Raw genomic sequence first — 21,233 nt, 5'->3', positions numbered from 1 at the left:
ACCCCCCCCCCCCCCCCCCCACCCCCCCCCCCCCGGGCCCGGGTACGTTCGGGGCCAGGGGGCTTCACCGGACCGGAACCGTCAGCCCGTCACTTGGGCATGCGCAGGAGGATCGGACTGTCCGACGGGGGCTTGAGTGAGCCGAACCCGGCTGGCGAAAGCAGCGGGTTGGGGACCTTTCGAAACGACGGGTCCACGACCACCCGCTCGACGTACCCGTAGGCCCAGTCGTCCTGGCCCCCGGGATCAGCGCCCTCCCCTGTCACAACGGCCCGCAGCAACCAGCCGGGCCCCTCGAAGCCGAGCACGAGAACCGTCTGCACCCCTCTATCCCCAGAAGGGAGCACGACGGGGACGTCGCACCTGAGCTCCACCCCAGCCCGCCCTGCCCACTCACGGGCCTCGCCGCCGAGCCCTCGCACGTTCTCCGCGAACGTCTCACGTGCCCTGCCCCAGGCATCGCCCTGAGCCGACCAGTACGCTTGGAGCTGTACCGACGTGGGCTTCCGCCGTACTCCGGCCTCCAACAGATCCGGGGACGACTTGTCCTGCTTCAGCTCGATCTTGCACCCCGGCTCACGTGGGATTCGGAGCCCGCCGAGGTCGATGAGATCGTCCTCCTGCCAACCGTCCTCATTGACGTCCCACGGCCCGACGTCGACTCCCCGTCGGGCCGGGCGAAACGGATTCTCGGCCTGGAGGAACTCATCGGCCATCTCCTCCGCAGCGCCAAGGAGAAAGTCGAGGTCGGCGCCACGGATGTCCTCGTCGTCCGTCAGCACCGCCAGCAGGACAAGGGTGTTCTGCAGCGTGAACAACGCGTCCCGACGTCCGTCCCTGACGGCTCGGAGGTCCCCCGTCAAGCCAGCGACCATCATCTCGACCTCGTTCGGAGCGAGGCCGTGCGAGGCTATCGCCTGCACATCGGCCGGAAACGGCTCACGTTCCTCCGCCCGCAGTCGCAGAAGCGTCTTGACCGCAAACATCAGCACCAGGGCGGGAGTCAGGCTCTCCGGCCGGTCCTCCCAGCGGGCCCTGGACGCCGTCTCCGGAGAAAGTGAACCATCGCGCTGGAACTCGTCCAGGACCTGTCGCGCAGCGCTACCGACGTCGCCCATTTCGCCACCCCTTGACAATCTTCGATGCCCGATAAGCGGTAATGCCAGCTGCAATAACTGCTTCCGTGATTCCAGCGGAGGCGCCACCGTGGTCAAAGGCCTTGACCATTTTCTCGGCTTGGACAGGGGCCCTCTGCATCGTGGACGCCCGTGTCTTCGTCTCCTCCGCGACCTCTTCACTGGCTCGACGCGAGGTTCCAGGGGCCTCAACGGCACGCGTGCCCAGTGGCCGTGCCTGGCCACCCGCGTCGGGGGCGAAGAAATCCGGTACATGCCCCGGGTCCGTCGATCCCCCGGGGCTCTTGGTGACCTCGGAGGCCTCCTCTCCGTTCCCGCAATTGTGCACGAGAACCGGCGTGGTGCCTGCGAGCACATAGTACGTGTGGAGCTGGTTGACGGTCAGGTTGTGTGTGGTGACGGCGTAGGGGTAGTTGCGGACGGACTGGATGATGAGGGTGGTGCCGTCGGGCTGGCGGAGGTGTTCGCCGGGGGTGAGTTCACCGGCGTCGACCCACTGCTGGCGGGATTCGCTCCAGTAGGGGTGGTGGTGAGTCGAGGTGATCTTCGACTGGTGGTCCGCCGGCGGGCCTCGGGGGGCCGCGTCGTCAGTGAGGGTGAGGTCGGTGAAGTCCTTGTCGTCGGGGGTCAGGATGGTGGCGGTGACCGTCTCCGGGCGGGTCTCGCCGGTCTGAGGGTCGGTGGCCATGACGACGTCGCCCTCGTGGATGTCGTCGATGGACTTGAGACTGCCGTCGCCCATCAGCACCTTGGTGCCGGTGGGGAAGCTGTTGCGGCAACCGACGGGCACTTCGTCGGCTTCCTTGGCTACGGCCTTGCTCTCTGTCCCTGCCGCGTCGGTTGCTGTTTCTCTTGCTGCTTTTTCTTCTGCGGCACTGGCTGCCGCCTTTTCGGCTGCCCGTGCTTCCGATGCCGCAGTCCTGGCGGTGACGTAGGCGGCTTCGGCCTCCCTGGCGGTGCGTTCACCTGCCCGGATGGCGTCGTAGGCCTTGTTGATCTCCTTGTAGATCTTCAGCGCTTGGATGCCGACCTTCACGGCTTTGAGGATCTTGCCCCAGGGCACCACGTTGAGCGCAGTGTTGATGCAGCTCATCACGTCGCCCTTGGTGAAGCAGTCGCGAGCGTCGTTGAAACCGATCAGATCGCCGACCAGGTCGACCACCTTGTGCACGAGCTCATCGCGCTTGTGCTTGGCCTCGTTCACGACCTTGTCGGCGGCGTCCATCCGACTCTTCGCGGTCTGCTCCTGCGCCGTGGGCTTGGGCAGCGAGGCCAGGGTGCTGGGCGACCAGGTCGCCGGGGTGATGTAGGAGTAGCCGTGGCCGTCGTCCTTTTCGGCGGCGAGGCCGTTGCACTCGGCCGGGGTGTCACACGTGGGCCTCAGGCCGTTGGCGTCCGACTTGTTGATCGGGCTGTTGTTGGCGTACGAGTAGGCGTTCCACTGCTGGGGATCACTGGCGACCGTGATGGGGTCGGGACTGATGAAGCGGCCCGTCTTGGGGTCATACTCGCGGGCACCGAGGAGGGTGAAGCCGGTGGCCTTCTCCTTGGTGCCGCCGACGAAGCCCTTGTCGCCGGCCCAGACGCCCGCATCCGGCTGGGTGCCGCGTTCGTTGCCGAACGGGTCGGTGGGACGGCGCACCTGGGCGAGGTCGGCCGGGTCGAACTGCACGCCGTTGGTGCCGTGTGGGTCGGAACCCTGGTAGGCGAGCGTGGACGTGCCGCTGGTGGTGGTGCGGGTGATGGAGAGGCCGTTGGGCGCCGCGTAGCTGCGGACGTTGGTGACCGCTCCGGTGTTGGTGTCGAGGGTCAGCTGGTCCGCGCCCAGATTGAGCGTGGTCTTGCCCGGGTCGCGGCGGATCAGCTGGTTTCCGGACAGGTCGTACAGGTAGCTGGTGGCGCCGCTCTGGCCGGTGCCGGTGATCTGGTCGAGCTTGCCCTGGGCGTTCCAGGTCAGGTTCCTGGTGCCCGGGGTGTCGGTGATCGAGGTGGTGTTGCCCGCGGCGTCGTAGGTGTACGAGGTCACCCCGGTTCCGGCCGGACCGGTCCGGGTGGACTTCATCAGCGCGTGCGGACCGCCGGTGCCGCCGCCCGTCTTCGGGTCGGAGGACGGGGTGTTGGGGCCGGCGCCGAACGTCTGGGTGGTGGTGACATCCTTGCCGGTGTCGCCGTTGACGTCCTTCTGGACCAGCTTGGTACGGTTGCCGATGAGGTCGTACTCGTACTGCTGCCAGTAGGGCGCCGGACCGCCGACGCTCGGCTTACCGCCGCTCGCGGACGGGCCGTCGGTGTTGGCGCAGGCGCCGACACCGGGAACGCTCGGCTGCGGACGGGTGGTCTGGGTGCCGTTGTCGGTCCAGGCCTGGGTGAGCCGGCCGAGGTAGTCGTGGGTGAAGCATTGCAGGTCGGCGACCAGGCCGTCCTGCGCGTTGCGGGCCGAGGTGACCTGACCCATCGGGTTGTAGGTGTAGTCGATCGCGTCGACGTGTGAGAGAGGGGCGTTCTGCTTGTCGAGCAGTGAACGGGTGACCCGGCCGGTGGCGTTGTCAATGATCATGGTGGAGACGACCTGCGCGCCGGCGCCGCCCACGGTGGTCCGGTACGGCCGGCCGTACGGGTCGTAGCGGACGTCGGCCACGTAGGTCGTCGACGGGGCCAACCCGAAGGCGCTGGACAGGGCCGCGAACTGGCCCATCACGTCCGTGACGAAGGTCAGCTTCTCCCGGCCCATGCCGGCGACCGCCGGCATCAGGGTGTTGGTCAGCCGACCGGCCGTGTCGTAGGTGTTGTCGGTCTGGTAGGTGCCGGCGAGGCCGCCCTCGGCTGCCGGGATGGTGGTCTTGGCGCCGAGTTCGCGGTATCCGATGTCGTAGCCGGTGATCTCCGACTTGTACGCGGTTCCGCCCGCTCCGCCGACGTAGCGGGTCGAGGAGCTCGGCTTGCCCTTGGCGAGGGTGTCGTAGGTCCAGGCGGCGACCTGCTTGGCGGGGTCGGTCGCCGCGCCCTCGTACGCCGCGACGGTGCGGCCGAGCAGGTCGGTGACGGTGGTGGCGCTCTTGCCCCGGGAGTCCGTCGCGGTGACGAGGTTCTTGGCGTCGTCGTAGCTGGTGGTGCCGGTGCCCGAGTCAGGGTCGGTGGACTTCACCGGGCGGCCCAGCTGGTCGTACTCGTACGACCAGAGGTTCCCGGCCGCGTCCTTGCGCCAGGCTTCCCTGCCTTCCGGCGTGTAGCCGTAGGTGGTCTCGTCGTACGCGCCGGTCGGGGTGTTGGCCTTGTACTGGCGCAGCGCGAGCGTGTTGCCGCGGGCATCCTTGACGGTCGCGGACGCATAGCCTCCAGCGGGCGGGGTGACGCGGACCTCGTCTGCGCCCAGGAAGTCGGTGTGGGTACGCCACTGCTCGACGCCGTAGGACTGGAAGACCGAGTCGGTGACCCGGCCTGCGCCGTCGAACTGTTGAACTGTCTGGGAGGGGATCTTGCTGTCGGGGTTCACACCGCCGTTGGGCAGGAAGAGCTGGCCGCTGGGCTGCGCCTGGTCGTTGTAATAGGCGGCGCTGGTCTTGGTCTGCCGACCCTTGGAGTCGAACAGCGCATCGGTGATCATGCGGCCGGTGGCGCCCGACGGGGTGCTGGCCTGGGTCTGGCGGACGCGACCGAGGCCGTCGTAGATGGTGAAGCTGGAGGTGTAGGTCTTCAGGTCGCCCATCAGCGCCTGGGTGAGCACCTGCGAGGGAGCGTTCGTGCCGTTGACCGAGTAGGAGAACCTCCGGTTCGGGCGGTCCGGAAAGCTACTTCGGTCGTTGCCCGGGCTCCAGCCGGCGGTCGCGCGGCCGAGGGAGTCGAAGTCCTGCTCGCTGATGCGGCCGTTCTCGTCCTGGATCTTGAGCGGCGAACCGCGGCCCACATCCAAAGTGCTGACGGTCTGCCAGCCCATCGGATTGGTGTGGGTGACCTGGGTCGGCAGCTGACCGGTGGCCGGGGAGTACGCGGTCTTGGTCTCGGCGCCGGTCGGGTGAGCAGCGTCGGTGCGACTCGGGTCGACCGTGCTGATCACCCGGCCGTAGGCGTCGAAGCTCGCCCGCGCGGTGGCCCGGTAGACCGGCTGACCGGCGGTGTCGTAACGCTCCAGGACCTCGGTGGCGGTCTGCTCGGACTTGGTGCCGGACTTGCCGAGGGGCAGGCCGTCGAAGTACGCCCGGGTGTCGGCGACGGTGTTGTCCTTCGTCGCGGTCCGACCGCAGGCGCCCTTGAGGACCAGAGTGCGCGAGGCTAGCTGCGTCACCGCGCCGTTCGGACCACCGGCGTAGGTGAAGGAGGTACAGAGCAGTTGCTCGGGGTGAGCCAGGTCGCCGTTGTCGTTGACGGTCAACGGGCGGGCGACGGGTGTCGAGTCGTACGTGGTGGAGCGCTCGCTCGTACGCCAGCCGTTGGCCAGCTTCTCCCGGTTGGTCACCTTGGCCGCGTTGACGGCCCGGGCGGTGATCGGCGGCATGCCACTGGACTGCTTGCGGGTGGCCGTGACCGGACCCAGCCACGGGTCGGAGACCGTGGTGGAGAGGACCTCTCCGTTCTCCCCGTTGTAGTTGGTGGAGTCGCGGATGTAGCCGACCAGGACGTTCTCGTCCTTGATGGTGCCGCCGTGGACGTCGATCACGGACACTTGGCGCGCGGTTCCGTTGGCGAGGACGTCACCGTCCATGCCGCGCAGGAACGTGGCGACCGTCTTGGTGCGCGGCGACTCGACGTCGCTGCCGCTACCGGTGAGGGTCGTGACCGTCGCGTACCCGCGGAACTGGTCCCAGGTACGGGTCTTGGGGTCGGCCATCTCGGAGTCGTTGCGGTGCCAGGCCGCGCCGCCGCCGTAGACGTAGTCGGTGACGACCGCGGGCTGGCCGCCGGCGACCGAGTCCTCCTGGGTCACGGACTGCACGACGATCTTGTTGAACCAGTCGTTCACCGGGTCCGGCGCGCTCTGCCCGGGCAGGTACCACTTGACCGGCATGCAGGCCATCGTGTTGCCGTCCTCGGAGGACGGCATCTTCCCGCCCGCTTCGCGCGAGCACTCGGCGGTCCGGTAGACGACGTTGATCAGGCCACCGGTCTCGGTGGTGATCGTCTGAATGCGCGGACGGTTGTACGACTCGATCGAGGCCGAGGTGCCGTCCGGCCGGACGACCTGGCCCTTGACGCGGTTGGCGATCTGCAGCGGCTGGAACGAGACCGCCGGAAGGGTGAGCGGCGTACGGCCGTTGCTGCCGGTGCGCTGGACCGAGTCCAGCCACAGCGACGGGGAGGTGCCGTCACCCGGATCCTGGAAGGACTGCTTGAGGGCGAAGGAGTCGACGGGGCGGTAGGAGCTGCCGGTCCAGACCTCGGTGTCGATCGTCGTGAGACGCTTGGTCGTCCAGAACGTGGGCGAGTAGACGGTGCAGTCGCCGGTCGCGTCGCAGGTCTGGTCGATCGGTGTGTCCGGCCAGGACTTGGCATTGGCCTTGGTCCGCTGCGACGGATCGCAGGTGGTCGTGCCGTTCGGCAGGCAGCGCTCGGCGGTGCGGAACCACACCTGGGCGGCCGGATTGGCCTTGCCCTTGGCGGCGATCTGGTCGGGCAGCCGCTGGCCGTAGCCCACCCAGACCGGGTAACTCGCGCGCTGGTACTTGGCCCGGGGGCCGTTGCCGTTGTTCTGGCCGCCGCCCTGGACGTAGGAGTTCTGCTCCTGCTCGTACCGGTAGGTGATCAGGTTCTGGTGAGGGTCGACGACGTAGTCGAGCGACCACTGCCATCCCATCTGGGACCAGGAGTTGGTGGCCGGCGAGCCGCCCTTCAGGCACGGATCCTGGCCACCCGGCCAGTAGATCGGCACGGTGGAGACCGAGTTGCTGGCCTGGTCGGTGCCGTCGCCGCCGGGCAGGTGGTTCGCGCCGAAGTAGTACTGAGTGCCGTCGACGGTGGTGATCCGCCAGGCTTCGCCGTTCCAGGCACCGTTGGCCTGCCCGGTCAGCCGCTCGACCTTGGTGCCGTCCTCGCCCTGCAGATGCCACTCACAGGAGTCGTCGTCCTTGACCAACTGGCCGGCGTGGCCGGCGAGCGAGAGCTGGAGCAGGTCGCCGCCCCAGCACTGGTCGCCCGACTTGTCGATCCCGGCGTCCTTGCATCCCTTGTAGCCGCGGACGATGGAACCCGGGTGCCATTCCCAACCCTCGCCGATCCAGGACGGCTGGGCGTTGGTGGAAGCGGTCTTGCCGTCCACGGCGGAGGAGTCGTAGCCGAGCGAGACGTCGGGAGCCGGGCCCGCCAGTGCGGAGGGCAGCTCGACGGTGTAGCCGTAGGTGAAGTTGCCCGCGTTGGCACCGGCCTGCCAGGACGCGGACGGCGTGATCGGCGAGGCGGTGAAGTCACCGCCGCTGCCGCTGGGGGCCGCCTCGGCCGCGAGCGCCACCGAGGACGTGTTCGCCGCCGGGCTTCCGAAGGCACCGGCGGCGAAGGACTTGGAGGCCACGTCGGTGGTCGGCTGTGGGAGGTCGACCTCGGCCACCAACCGGCCCGTGGCCTCGTCCTGGTGGGACGGTACGGGGGTGCGCGTGGTGCAACCGGGGGCGCCCGGGGTCGTCAGGGCACACCCGGGCAGTTGGACGATCCGGGCCCGCGAGGCCCAGTTGGCGCCGGCGTTCTTCGCCCAGGGCTGAACATCGATCCCGACCTGGACCCGCCCGGCTCCGCCGCCGTCGCCGGTGTCGCTGAGGGCGACCAGGGCGCCGTTCACGCCGGCAGCCGTGGCGAGACCCTGGTCGGCCAGGTCGACCTGGATGGTCGGGGCTCCGCCCTTGGCGGACGGGCTCGACGGGGCGTTCCGGGGGGCCTGTTGCGCGCCGGCGGACGGCGTGATCCAGACGGGTAGCGAGCCGGCCTGGACCGCGCCCGTGGAAGCGGCTGTCGGGGCCAGCGCGTCATTGGAGGCCGACGCCGCGGTCGCCTTGGCACTCACGCCGTCGAGCGTGGCGATGGCTCTGCCGGACGGTGGGCTGGAGTCGGCCGGTGGCGACCACTTCTTTCCGGGGTCGGGCGTGCGGCCCGAGACCTTGGCGTCCGAACCCTTCACCGGGAGGGTCTCCGGCACTGGTGTGTTCGGCGGCACCCAGACCTTCGGGGGGTCGGCGGTGCTGGCGACCGCCTCGACCGAGGGGAGCGTCACCACCGACATGCAGACGGCCAGGGCGGCCATCGCGGCCAGCCGCGAACTTCGCGAGCGGGTGAACAGGCTGAAGTGACGAGACAATTGACTCCCCCACACATTGCCAAAGCTTGAAGCAGGCCGACCACGTCAGCCCAGGCCACCGGCACTTTAGGGGCACACGACCAATCAAAAGTATGGAAAGCTTAAAATTACTTCATGTGATCCATGTCACTCGGAGAGCAATGCGCCACCACCTCAGACAACTCGGACACCTTGTCGACAAAATGCTTTGACAGTCGAACGAGCGTGAAGGCAGCGTGCGGCTGACCTCTACTCACATCACCAAAGACGACGGGTTCTTCATGCCAAGGCCACAACCTCCATCCCTTTCAGCTTCCAAGCGAACTATGAAAAGCCGGACATTCGGCGCAGCCTTTCTCCCGCTCGCCTGCACGGCCGCGCTCTCCCTCGGTGCCGGCCTGCTGGCCGCGCCGAGCATCGCGTTCGCGGCTCCTCCCGACCGCAACCACGGCCCCGCCGACACCTCCTGGCCATCCCATCCGGCACCTCCGGCCAAGGGCGGCCCGACCGACGCTCGGTCGGCCCAGGCCGAGGCGATACGAGCGGCCCAGGTCAAGGCGAAGAGCACCGGCAAGCCCGTCATCGTCGACGCACTGACCACGGGCAGCAGCCAGACCTCCGCCAACCCGGACGGCACACTGACCAGCGACTCCACCTCGGTCGCGGAGCGGGTCAAGAACGCCGACGGCACCTGGCGTGCCGTGGACGCGACCCTCCGGACCAACCCGGACGGCACACTCGCGCCGACGGCCGTCCCCTCCGCCCTGACCCTCTCCGGCGGCGGCAGCGGACCGCTGGCCACCATGGCGACAGCAGACGGCAAGAAACTGTCACTCAAGGCCCCGTTCGACCTGCCGAAGCCGGAGATCAACGGGAACAGCGCGCTCTACCGCTCCGTCCTGCCCGACGTCGATCTGGAGATGAGCGCCACCACCGCCGGCGGCTGGCGCCAGGTCCTGATCGTCCGCACCGCCCAGGCCGCGACCAACCCGAAGATCAAGAACCTGCACCTGGACATCGTCGCCGACGGGTTGACGGTCAAGGCGGATGCCGTCGGCAACCTGACGGCCGAGGACGTGTCCGGCAAGCCTCGCTTCACCGCTCCGGCACCGGCGATGTGGGACTCCACCCCAGCGACCGCACCCACACCCGCTGCGGCGCCCCAGACCGGAGCCCAGGGCAAGGCCGCCGCAGCGGCCCCCGCAGACAACACGCCGATACCGGTCGAGTCCAGCAGCAAGGGGCCCGGTGTCAACGCCAGGACGGCGCCGATGGCCACCAGCGTGAGTGGCAGCGGCATCGACCTGGTGCCGGATGCCTCGGTGCTCGATCAGGGCACCGGCCCCTGGTACCTCGACCCGGGTTGGAACCCCAGCGTCGACAACGGCGCCCAGGCCTGGGCGCAGGTCCAGGAGGCCTACCCCAGGACCCCGGAGTACAACGGCACCCAGTACGGCCAGGACAAGCCCGCAGCCGGCTACTGCGGGTACATCGACGCGGCCAACCGCTGCGAGAAGGAGGGCCGCGAGCGGGCCTACTTCCAGGTCGGTCTGAACTCGGCGTTCTGGGATTCGACCGTACAGAGCGCCACGCTCTACGCCACCGTCGCGCAGTCGTCGAGCCCTTCCACCTCCACACCGATGGGCCTCTACTCGACCGGGTCGGGCACCAGCAACCCGATCAACCAGTGGACTCGTTGGGAGGCGCAGCCCTGCCCTGAGCTGTCGAACTGCTCCAAGGTCGGCATGACCTGGATGAAGGGGGCCGGCGGCATCGAGTTCAACGTCTACAGCCAGATGGCGCAGGCGGCGCGCGAGCACTGGAGCGGCTGGACCTTCCTGTTCGCGCCCGACAACGAGGACTACAAGTTCTACCGCCAGCGGTTCGCCAACAACCCACACATCGTCGTCACCTACGACTTCACGCCCCGCATCGGCACCCCGGTGATCAGCCCGACCCCGGGATTCGCCCGGGACGCGGCCTACGACCAGTGCCAGACTCCCGGTACCGCCCACCCGTGGGACAACCCGGGCTGGCTCGGCATCAACACCGACATCAACCTGAGCGTGGACACCTGGTCGCCGACCGACGAGCAACTCTGGACCACGTTCAAGATCTGGGACGACGACGACAACGGTTCCTCGAAGCTCTACGAGACCGGCTGGACATCGGGGTGGGGCCGCAAGAACGTGAACGTCGGCTCGCTGATCGATGGTCACCAGTACGGCTGGTTCGCCGCCACCACTGACGGGACGCTCACCAGCGACAACAGCCAGATGTGCTTCCTGCGCATCGACCGGACCCCGCCGACCGCCCGCGTCACCTCGACGGACTTCCCCGAGTCCGGCACGCTCGGCGGCCACCCGAAGCTCGTCGGCCAGAAGGGTGTCTTCACCCTGACCGGCACCGACCCTGCTCCGACCACCGGCGGCCGCTCCTCCGGCCTGGCCTGCGCCCGGTGGACCACGGACCCCGTCCAGGCCGCGGCCACCGGGTGGAACTGCGGCGACGGCGGAAACATCGTCAAGATGAACGGCGACGGCAGCTTCCAGCTGGAGTACACCCCCTGGCACTGGGGGACCAACTTCCTCTACCTGCAAACCCAGGACAACGCCGGCAACATGTCGCAGCCGGTCGCCTACACCTACTACGTCCCGAGCAACCCCGACGGCCCCGCGCCGATCATGGGTGACATCGACGCCGACAACAAGGCCGACGTCCTGCTGCCGGACGGCACCGGCGCCCTGCGCATGATCGGGGCGAACGCCGACCCGTACGCGGCCCCGAACGCCAAGCCCGTCTCCGCCCCCGGCACCGCCGGCTGGAGCACCGTCCAGACCACGCACCGGGGTTCGTTCAGCGAGCAGAACGTCGACGACCTGATCGCACACGCGCCCGGCGCCGACTCGCTGTACCTGTACGCCAACGACTACATCGCCGCCCACCTGGACGGACAGAGCGCGGTGGCGCTGTCCAAGTCCAGGGACTGTTACCTGGCCGACGGCACGTCGATCACCTGCACCGACTACGGCAACAAGGACACCTGGGCCGGGGTCACCCAGATCGCGGCGTTCGGGTCGCCCACCGGCGACACCGCCGTCAAGAAGGGGACGGGACTGTACGGGCTACCCCGTTCCTCCCTGCTCTTCGTCGAGGGCAGCCGGCTGTGGCTCGCCATGTCGTCCAGCGCCAAGACCCTCGATGGGCCAGCCGTCCTGCTGTCGCAGAGCCAGGCCTGGGACTCCTACGACCTGATCACGCCCGGCCCGACCAAGGGCACGAACGTACCCACGCTGTGGAGCCGGTCCAGGAACGACGGAACCATCCACGCCTACCAGTTGGCCAAGGGCAGCATTCCGGACACCTTCGACAGCTCCGGGTTCACCGACCCCACCAAGGGATGGCTGGCCAACGGGGTCGACCACAGGCTGTACCCGAAGGTCGGCTCCAACGGCGATGTCACCGGTGACGGCGTGCCGGACCTCTGGGCCGTCGACACCAACAACCAGTTGGTCGCCTGGGCTGGCATCGGCACCAAGGCGTCCGACGTCAACAGCGGGCCCACGGTGACCGGTCTGGAGAAGGATCCGGTCGTCCTCGGCAACCTCGACCGCCCGATCGCCAACTGGCTGGCCGCGCCCGACGGTGGCAACACCGTCAAGGACGGGCAGGGCAAGGCCAACGGCGCCGCCTCCGGTGTCGGCTGGGGCTGGGACAACGTGGGCGGGAAGGGCACCACGGTCGCGGGCTTCAGCCCGGGCAACGGCTCGAACATCACCACGCAGGGTCCGGTGGTCGACACCCGTAAGAGCTTCACCGTCTCGACCTGGGTGAAGTCCGGCTCGGCAGGCGGCGTCGTCGCCGCCCAGACCGCAAACCACGCCGCCGACTTCATGCTCTACAACGACGGCGGCACCGGGGCCTGGCGGTTCGCGCTGAGCTGGGCCGACGGCGGCGGATGGCCGTTCCACTACACGAGCACCACCAACGCGAACGTGAACTCCCGGGTCGGCGTCTGGACCCAGCTCACGGCCTCGTACAACAGCAAAACCGGGCTGATGTCGCTGTACGTGGACGGGGTTCTCGCCGGAACGGGCTACCACTCGGCCGCCGAGAGCTCCGCACCGTCCGGCCCGTTCGTGCTGGGCCGCTACAAGCAGAACGACCAGCCGAGCCCGTCCTTCGACGGCAGCATCAGCAGCACCGCCGTCTACCCCTTCGCGGTGGCCCCCACCGCGCCGGGCACCAGTGGTGTCATCCGGTCGGGCGTCGACGCCAACATGTGCATCGACGACAACGGCTTCGGTACCGCCAACGGCGCCGCGATCCAGTTGTGGGGCTGCCACGGTGACACCTCGCAGCAGTTCTCGCTCGGCAACGACGGCACCGTCCGCGTGCTGGGCGGCTGCATGGCGCCGGTGAACGCCGGCAAGGACAACTACACGAAGATGGAGTACCACGTCTGCGACGGCACGGACCCGCAGAAGTGGATTCCGCTGGCCAACAACGCGCTGTACCACCCGTTCTCGGGCCGCTGCCTGGACCTCCCGGGGTGGCAGGCCGTGAACGGCAACCAGCTCCAGCTGTACGACTGCCACTTCAAGGAGTCCCAGCAGTGGAGCGTCCCGACCCTGCGGACGGCCGTGCTACCCGCTCCCCCGCGCTCCTGACCTCCACGTCCTGAGTGCACGCCAGGGCCCGCCTCGCCAATCGGCGAGGCGGGCCCGAGGTGTCTCCGGGGTGGTTCGATCAGGGGATGAACCGGGGCAGACCAGGCATAGCGGGCGGTTGCGTTGACACCGGGTTGGGTAGCTGGTGGGGTTGCGGCGATGTGGTCCAGGCCTGGCGAGGAGGCTCCTGTGGAAGCCCGAGTGTCCGTTGTGGCCGGGCGGCGGCTGCGGCAGCGGTTGGAGCGGAGTGCGGCGTTGCGGGAGGTGCTGTACCACCCGGCGGCGCTGGCGGCGCGGCGGGCCACAGCGCGGACGTGCCGTCAACTGGCGCCCAGGACGGCGGACCGGCTGATCGCCGGTCTCAAGGGGACGGAACCGCTGCTGGCGTCGGGGCGGGCGGAGCGGGCCCGGCGGGCGGCGGGGCGGCCGGGGCGGCGGACCCTGCAGATCGCGGCGGGGGTCGCGGCGGCGGCGGTGGTCGGCGGGTTGCTGGCCGGGCCGGTGCCGTCGGCGGCGTACGCGGCGTCGGCGGGGCCGGACGTGGTGAGCAGCGCACCGCAGACGCCGCTGGGGAGCATGACGAACCCGCAGGTGTTCCCGCGTCCGCAGGAGCAGACGGTGGCCGGCAAGCCGGTCGCGGTGCCGGCCGTGGTGACGCTGGTGCCGGCGCCGGACGCGGACCTCGGGGCGTTGGACGCCGTCCGGGAGGTGCTGGAGATCGCCGGGGCGACGACCGTGACCCCGCAGCCGGACGCCGACGCGCCGGCCGCCGGGTCGCTGGTGGTGTACGTCGGCGGACCGGCCGAGGCCGCCGACGGCGGGACGGACCGGACGCTGCGCGCGCTGTCCGCCGCGGCCGGCGGCAAGGACGGCGCCGCCCCCTCGACCGCGGGCATGCCGGCCGGCGGGTACGTGCTGTCGGTCGGTCAGCTGCCGGCCCGGGGCGGCGGGACGTACGGCGCGGTGGTGCTGGCGGGCGCGGACGCGGCGGGCACCTTCTACGCCGTGCAGAGCCTGCGCCAGCTGCTCGCCGCCGTCCCGGCCGGGCAGGGGCAGGCGCCGGGCGCCGCCGGGCTGGGCCTGCCCGGGATCACGCTGCGGGACTGGCCGAGCGGCGCGCCGGTGCGCGGCACCGCGGAGGCGTTCTACGGCAGCCCGTGGACCGCGCAGCAGCGGCTCGACCAGGTGGACTTCCTCGGCCGCTCCAAGCAGAACTTCTACCTCTACGCCCCCGGTGACGACCCGTTCCGGCTCTCCCGCTGGCGCGACGCCTACCCCGCCGCCCAGGCCGACGAGCTGCGCGAACTGGGCGCCGCGGCCCGGCGCAACCACGTCACGCTCGGCTACGCGATCGACCCGGGGCAGTCCCTCTGCTTCAGCTCCGGCAAGGACGTGAACGCGCTGGTGGCCAAGCTGGACGGGCTGCGCAAGCTCGGCTTCACCGCCTTCCAGCTCCAGTTCCTGGACGTCAGCTACGACGAGTGGCACTGCGGCGACGACCGCGACACCTACGGCACCGGCCCGGCCGCGGCCGCCAAGGCGCAGGCCGCGCTGGTGACCAAGGTGCGGGACCGGCTGATCGCGCGCAACCCGGGCCTGGCGCCGCTGTCCGTCGTGCCCACCGAGTACCACAAGCAGGGCGTCACGCCGTACCGCAAGGCGCTGGCCGCGGCGCTGCCGGACGGCGTGCAGGTGGCCTGGAGCGGGGGCGGGGTGATCCCGGAGAAGATCACCGGCGCCCAGGCCGCCGAGACCGGCGACCTGTACGGCCACCCGCTGGTCACCATGGACAACTACCCGGTCAACGATGCCAGCCCGGACCGGCTCTTCCTCGGCGCCTACACCGGGCGCGAACCGGAGGTGGCCACCCGCTCGGCGGTGATGCTCACCGGTGCCATGCAGCAGCCGATGGCCTCCCGGATCGCCCTCGCCACGGCTGGCGACTTCGCCTGGAACCCGGCCGGCTACCGGCCGGAGGACTCCTGGCAGGCCGCGGTGCGCTCGCTCGCCGGCCCGACCGGTGCCGGCAGCACGCCCGCCGGCACCGCCCTGTCCGCGGTCACCGCGCTGGCCGGCAACAGCTCCTCCTCGCCGCTGTCCCAGCAGGAGTCCGGCTACCTGACGCCGCTGCTCGACCGGTTCTGGGCCGCCGCCGAGCCCACCTCGGGCACCGCGTCGGACCTCGCCAAGCTGATAGAGGCCGCCGCGCCCCTGCGGGACGCCTTCGCCGCGATGGCCACCGCCCAGCAGACCCTCGCCGGCACCCAGGCCACCGCCCAGCTCGCCGCCGAGGCCGCGCCCTGGCTCGCCCCGCTGCACGACTACGGGCTGGCCGGGCAGTCCGCGCTGGACATGCTGCTGGCCCAGCACGGCGGCGACGGCGCGGCCGCCTGGAAGGCCCGGGTGGAGCTCAACCGGCTGCGCGAGCAGCTCGCGCAGAGCCCGGCCACGATCGGCGCGGGCGTGCTCGACCCGTTCCTGGAGCGGGCCGTCGGGGCCGCCGACAACTGGGCCGGGGTGGCCGGCGGCGGGATCACCCCGACCACCACCATGGGCACCGCGCACGACCACCTGCCCGCGCTGATGACCGACGGCGTGGCCGACACGTTCTACTGGAGCTCCGCTCCCCCGCAGCCCGGCGACGCGGTCGGCGTCGACCTCGGCGGCGGGCGCCCGGTCGGCGCCGTCACCGTGCTGATGGGCTCCTGGGGCAACGGGCCGGACGGCCGGAGCGCGGTCGACGACTACCTCCACGACGGCGTGCTGGAGTACAGCACCGGCGAGGGCGGCTGGAAGCAGCTCGCCGTGGTCAAGAACCAGAAGTCGGTCAGCGCCAAGCTGCCGGCCGGCTCGGTGGTGCGGGCCGTGCGGCTGCGGGCCACCGCCGCCCAGAAGACCGCCGTCGCGGTGCGCGAGTTCACCGTCACCGCGCCCGACGACGCCCCCGCCAGCGTCACCGGCGGCCCCGCCGCGCTGCCCGGCTCCTCGGCGTCCGCGGTGCTGGACGGCAATCCGGACACCGCGTACCGGGCCGCCAAGCCGCCCACCGCGCAGGACGAGCCGCTCACCGTCGAACTGGGCGCCGCCCGCCCGCTCGACCGGCTCACCGTGCTCACCGACCCGGGCGTGCACGCCACCGCCACCGTCTCGGTGCGCCGCTCGGACGGCGGCTGGACGGACATCGGCACCGTGCAGCCCGGCTACAACGAGCTGCCGGCCGGCGGGCAGGCCGCCGACGCGTTCCGGCTGGCCTGGAAGCCGGGCGGCGACCCGCCGGTGGTCAACCAGGTGATCCCCTGGTACGCGGACGTCCCGGCGGCCCGGCTCAGCCTGTCCGACCCGACCCTGGACGTGGTGACCGGCGCCGCCGCGCCCGCCCAGACCCGGGCCACCGTCGAGGCCGGCCGCCCCGAGGGGACCAGCGGCGAGCTGCACACCGAGGTGCCGGCCGCGGCCAAGGGCCTGACCGTGACCCCGGCGGCCGGGGTGACCGTGCCGCGCGGCGGCCGCATCGGCGTGCCGCTGCTGGTCAGCGCCGCTCCCGGGACGCCGTTCGGGACGTACCAGGTACCGGTGCAGTTCGCGGCCGGCGCCACCACCGTGAAGCAGGTGCTCCAGGTGCGTGTGGTGCCGCCGACCAGCGGTCCGGACCTGGCACTCGGCGCGAAGGCCACCTCCTCGGGCGACGAGACGCCGAACTTCCCCGCCTCGGCGGTCACCGACGGTGACCCGAAGACCCGCTGGTCCTCCCCCGCCAAGGACGACGCCTGGGTGCAGCTGGAACTTCCGCAGGCGACCCACCTGGGCGCGGCGGTGCTGCACTGGCAGGCCGCGTACGCCGCCGCCTACAGGCTCCAGGTCTCGGCGGACGGCACCACCTGGACCGACGCGGCGACGGTGGACAACGGCAAGGGCGGCGACGAGACCGTGCGCTTCGACGCTCCGGACGCCCGGTTCCTCCGGGTGCAGGGCGTGGCCCGGGCCAACAAGTACGGCTACTCGCTGTGGGGCGTCGAGCTGTACGCCGTCACCCCGCCGCCCCCGTCGCAGCCGCCGGCCGTCCCCCCGGCCCAGCCGGGCGGCGGCGCCACCACCGCGCCCACGGCCCCGACCACGGCCCCGACCGCTCCGAGCGCCCCGGCCACGCCCCCGGCGAGCGGGACTCCGGGCGGGACGACAGGCGGGACGACGGGCGGGACACCGCCGCCGAAGCAGTAGCCGCCGCCTCCCCCACCGGACAACGCGGCGGGCCGCCGTGCTCCCCGGTGGGGGGCGCGGCGGCCCATGAGGCGTACCGACGGTATGACGGGCTGGCCCTTGTGGAGCGGGGTCAGGCGGAGAGCGGTTCGGGCTGCTCACCGCGGCGGACGGGGGCGGAGTGGGCCGAGTGCGCCCGGCCGAGCGGGACGGGGAGGCCCTGCTCGGTATGGTCGTGGTGCTCGTACTCGCCCCACTGCGGGGCGCGCAGCTGGTCGGAGCCGCCGTACGGCTCCAGGTAGGGACGCCAGCGCGGGTCCTTGATGCCGGTGCCGATGATCCGCCAGGCGAGGCCGCTGGGCGGGGCCGGTGGCCGCTTCATCCGCCAGCCGAGTTCGGTGAGGTGGCGGTCGGCCTTGGTGTGGTTGCAGCGGCGGCAGGCCGCCACCACGTTGTCCCACCGGTGCTGGCCGCCCCGGCTGCGCGGGATGACGTGGTCGACGCTGGTGGCGGCGGCCCCGCAGTAGACGCAGCGGCCGTGGTCACGGGCGAACAGCGCCCGGCGGGTGAGCGGGACGGGCCCGCAGAACGGGACCCGGACGAAGCGGGTCAGGCGGACGACGGACGGCGCCGGGAGGGCGCTGGTGGCGCTGTGCAGAGTGACTTCCGAGTCCTCCAGGCTGACCGCCTTGTGGTTGAGGACCAGGATGAGTGCGCGGCGCATCGATACGACGCCGAGTGGCTCGTAGGACGCGTTGAGGACCAGGACATGCGGCACGGATGCCTCCTTGGACGCCTGCGGCGCGTGGCTCGCGCCGGGACGAGCGGTTGGATCGCACAACTGGTGCGCGATCTCCCCCAGTGTCGCCTTACGCCTTTGTACGGCGCCACCACTCCTGTGTAACGGACCTGGTGTGAACTTCGGGTGTGGCCTCTGTCATAGCCGGTATGCCCTGGGGAAGGTCGGGTTGCACCCGGGTGCCCTCGGGGTGCCGCCCGTGGCCCTCCCGGGGGAGCGCTCGGCCGGTCGGAGCAGCGGTCGACCCCGTCGTCCGGGGGAGCGCACCGGTGCGCTGACGGGGCGTTCGTGTTGCTCCGTACGCCCTTCGGCGTGTCCGGTCGGGTGTTCGGCGCCGGTTAGGCTGAGGCGGACGGTCCGCGGGCCGCGTGCCGCGGCGCGGGCCCGCCACGCCCCCTTGCAGGAAGGCCCGCACGTGTTCCGCTCCGGCGCCACCGGTATCGCCGACGCGTCCTCGACGCTCTCCACTCCGACACCGGCGCCCAGCCCGACCGCGCCGCAACTGCCGCAGCTGGACCTGAGAATCCCGACCAGCGCGCAGGAGGTCAGCGACACCACCAAGCAGGCCGCCAGCTGGTTCGACACGCACTGGCAGGGCTGGCTGGCCGGCGGGGTGCGGATCGTCTTCATCGTGCTGCTGGCACTGGTGCTGCGCGCCGTGGTGCGCAAGCTGATCACCCAGCTGATCACGCGGATGGCGCGCTCGCACGACCACCACGAGGAGAGCCGGCTCGGCGGGCTGCTGGCCAACACCGGGGTGGTGAACCCGGAGCGGCGCCAGCAGCGGTCGGAGGCGATCGGCTCGGTGCTGCGCAGCGTGGCGTCGTTCTCCATCCTGGGCACGGCCGCGCTGATGGTGCTGTCCGCGCTGGGCGTGAACCTGGCGCCGCTGCTGGCCAGCGCCGGTGTGGCCGGTGTGGCGATCGGTTTCGGCGCCCGCAACCTGGTGACGGACTTCCTCTCCGGGGTCTTCATGATCATGGAGGACCAGTACGGCGTCGGCGACGAGATCGACACCGGGGTGGCCGCCGGCACGGTGCTGGAGGTCGGCCTGCGGGTGACCAAGCTGCGCGGGGCCAACGGCGAGATCTGGTACATCCGCAACGGCGAGGTGAAGCGGATCGCCAACATGAGCCAGGGCTGGTCGACCGCCTCGGTGGACGTGCAGGTCGGGTACAAGGAGGACCTGCTGCGGGTCGAGGACCTGATCCAGGAGACGGCCGAGGCGCTGTCCAAGGAGTCGCCGTACGACGAGCTGGTCTGGGCGCCGGTGTCCGTCCTGGGCGTGGAGTCGGTCGCGGCGGACTCGGTGATGGTGCGGATCGAGGCGCGGACCGCGCCGGGCAAGGCGCCGGCGGTGTCCCGGGCGCTGCGCCAGCGCCTGAAGACGGCCTTCGACCAGGCCGGGATCAAGGTCAAGGAGGAGGCCGCGCCGGTGGCCGCCGCGGCGACGGCGGCCCCCGCCACCGGGGTGGTGATCTCCCCCGCGACCGAGCCGGCACCGCCGTCCGCGCTGTCCGACCCGACCTCGCCCCGGTACCGGGCGACCGAGCCGATACCGGCGCCGAGGCCGACCGACGACCTCGCCAAGCCGTAGGGCCCCAGGCCCGGCAGCACGAAGCCCCGTTCCCAAGACCCTTGGGAACGGGGCTTCGTGCTGCCCGGTAACGCTTCGGCATCCTCCGGGCCACGGACCATTGACACCCCGCTGACGGGGCCCGTACGGTCCTTCCCAAGCGACTGGAAACTTTCCTAACAGTTCGGCTCCCCGAACCGGCGGGTTCACCCTCGTCGCTCCCCCCACCAGCCGGAAGAGGAGGATTTCGCGCGTGACCAAGACCACCGCCAAGGCCCCCCTCGCCGGCACCCCCAGCCTGCTGCGCGCCATCAACGACCGCGCCGCCCTCGAACTGCTGCTGGAGAACGGCCCGCTCTCCCGCACCCAGATCGGCACCCTGACCGGCCTCTCCAAGCCCACCGCCTCCCAGCTGCTGGCCCGTCTGGAGGCGGCCGGACTGGTCCTGCCGGTCGGCACCACCGCCGGCGGCCCCGGCCCCAACGCGCAGCTGTACGAGGTGAATCCGGCCGCCGGCCACGTCGCCGGGCTGGACGTCACCAACAGCGAGATCAGAGTCGCCGTCGCCGACATCACCGGCTCCACGCTGGCCGAGCACGCCGTGCCGACCAAGGGCGTGCCGGCCGCCGAGACCGTCGCCAAGGTCGCCGCCGCCGTCGCCGAGACCGTCCGTGCCGCGGGACTGGCCGCGGGCAGCCTGCGCACCGCCGCGATCGGCGTCGGCGGCGCCCCCGACCCGGTCACCGGCAAGCTGCGCTACGCCTCCCACCTGCCCGGCTGGCACTCGCCGCGGCTGGTCGAGGAGCTGTCCGAGGCGATCGGCGCGCCCGTGTCGATCGAGAACGACGTGAACCTCGCCGCCGTCGCCGAACAGGCCTCCGGCGCGGCGCGGGGCTCCGAGGACTTCGTCCTGCTCTGGGCCGGTGCGGGCACCGGCGCCGCGATCGTCATCGCCGGCCGGCTGCACCGCGGCTTCACCGGCGGCGCCGGGGAGGTCGGCTACATGCCGGTGCCCGGCTCACCGGTCGCGCGGGACGTGCGCCGCCGCAAGTTCGGCGGGTTCCAGGAGCTGGTCGGCACACCCGCCGTCCGGACCCTGGCCCGCGAACACGGGCTCGGCGCGCCCACCGCCGAGGAGTCGATCGCCAAGGCCCTGGAGACCCCGGGCGCCGGCGACGCCTTCCTCGTCGAACTGGCCGGCCGGCTCGCCGTCGGACTGGCCGCGATCGTCGCCGTCGTCGACCCCCAACTGGTGGTCCTCTCCGGCGCGGTGCCCACCGCGGGCGGCGAACGCCTGCGCGCCCTCGTCGAGGACGAACTGGCCAGGCTCTCCATCGCCCGGCCCGAGGTCCGCAGCAGTGCCCTGCCCGGCTCGCCCGTCCTGCTCGGCGCCCTGCAACGCGCGCTGGCGGACGCCCGCGAGGCGGTCTTCTCCACCCACTGACAGCCACCCACTGACAGCCGCCCACCGACGCTCACAGACGCCCACCCACCGACGCTCCCCGGTCGCCCGTCACCCCGCACGCACCCTGCACCCACCTCTCCCAACCCCCGAACGCGGGCCCCGAGGCAATGACGCCTGCCCGCGCACCCCCAGGAG

General features: G+C 71.2%; 7 protein-coding genes. 4 read left to right on the top strand and 3 right to left on the bottom strand.

Annotated elements, in window-relative coordinates; translation table 11 throughout:
* Positions 1-89 precede the first annotated feature (89 nt).
* A complete protein-coding gene (locus AC07AL_RS17820) occupies positions 90-1,118 on the bottom strand; it encodes a DUF3710 domain-containing protein (protein ID WP_400332595.1) in 1,029 nt (342 codons plus the stop codon).
* Positions 1,102-8,412, bottom strand: a complete 7,311-nt coding sequence (locus AC07AL_RS17815; RefSeq protein WP_478317781.1) for an RHS repeat-associated core domain-containing protein — start codon at positions 8,410-8,412, stop codon at positions 1,102-1,104. Before AC07AL_RS17815 ends, AC07AL_RS17820 begins: the two co-directional genes overlap by 17 nt.
* 305 nt (positions 8,413-8,717) lie before the next feature.
* Between AC07AL_RS17815 and AC07AL_RS17810 the strand changes: the two genes are divergently transcribed.
* Both AC07AL_RS17810 and AC07AL_RS17805 read left to right on the top strand, forming a co-directional pair.
* The gene (locus tag AC07AL_RS17810; protein WP_478317780.1) at positions 8,718-13,061 is read left to right on the top strand and encodes a ricin-type beta-trefoil lectin domain protein; all 4,344 of its coding nucleotides are present in this window, start codon (positions 8,718-8,720) and stop codon (positions 13,059-13,061) included.
* A 189-nt stretch (positions 13,062-13,250) separates the two neighbouring features.
* Complete coding sequence (locus tag AC07AL_RS17805; protein WP_478317779.1) at positions 13,251-17,279, top strand: beta-N-acetylglucosaminidase domain-containing protein; 4,029 nt, start codon at positions 13,251-13,253, stop codon at positions 17,277-17,279.
* 112 nt (positions 17,280-17,391) lie between these two features.
* On the opposite strand, the gene AC07AL_RS17800 is transcribed toward AC07AL_RS17805, so the two are convergent.
* On the bottom strand, positions 17,392-18,036 hold the full coding sequence (locus AC07AL_RS17800; protein WP_363580364.1) for an HNH endonuclease: 645 nt from the start codon (positions 18,034-18,036) through the stop codon (positions 17,392-17,394).
* Positions 18,037-18,472: 436 nt separating this feature from the next.
* Between AC07AL_RS17800 and AC07AL_RS17795 the strand changes: the two genes are divergently transcribed.
* Together AC07AL_RS17795 and AC07AL_RS17790 are read left to right on the top strand one after the other, a co-directional pair.
* The gene (locus AC07AL_RS17795; RefSeq protein ID WP_363580362.1) at positions 18,473-19,654 is read left to right on the top strand and encodes a mechanosensitive ion channel family protein; all 1,182 of its coding nucleotides are present in this window, start codon (positions 18,473-18,475) and stop codon (positions 19,652-19,654) included.
* 232 nt (positions 19,655-19,886) lie between these two features.
* Positions 19,887-21,077: an ROK family transcriptional regulator gene (locus AC07AL_RS17790; protein ID WP_363580360.1), complete on the top strand. Its 1,191-nt coding sequence runs from the start codon at positions 19,887-19,889 to the stop codon at positions 21,075-21,077.
* Positions 21,078-21,233 lie beyond the last annotated feature (156 nt).

Source organism: Kitasatospora sp. NPDC043949 (assembly GCF_056435365.1).
This window is presented reverse-complemented; position numbering and strand designations above follow the sequence as displayed.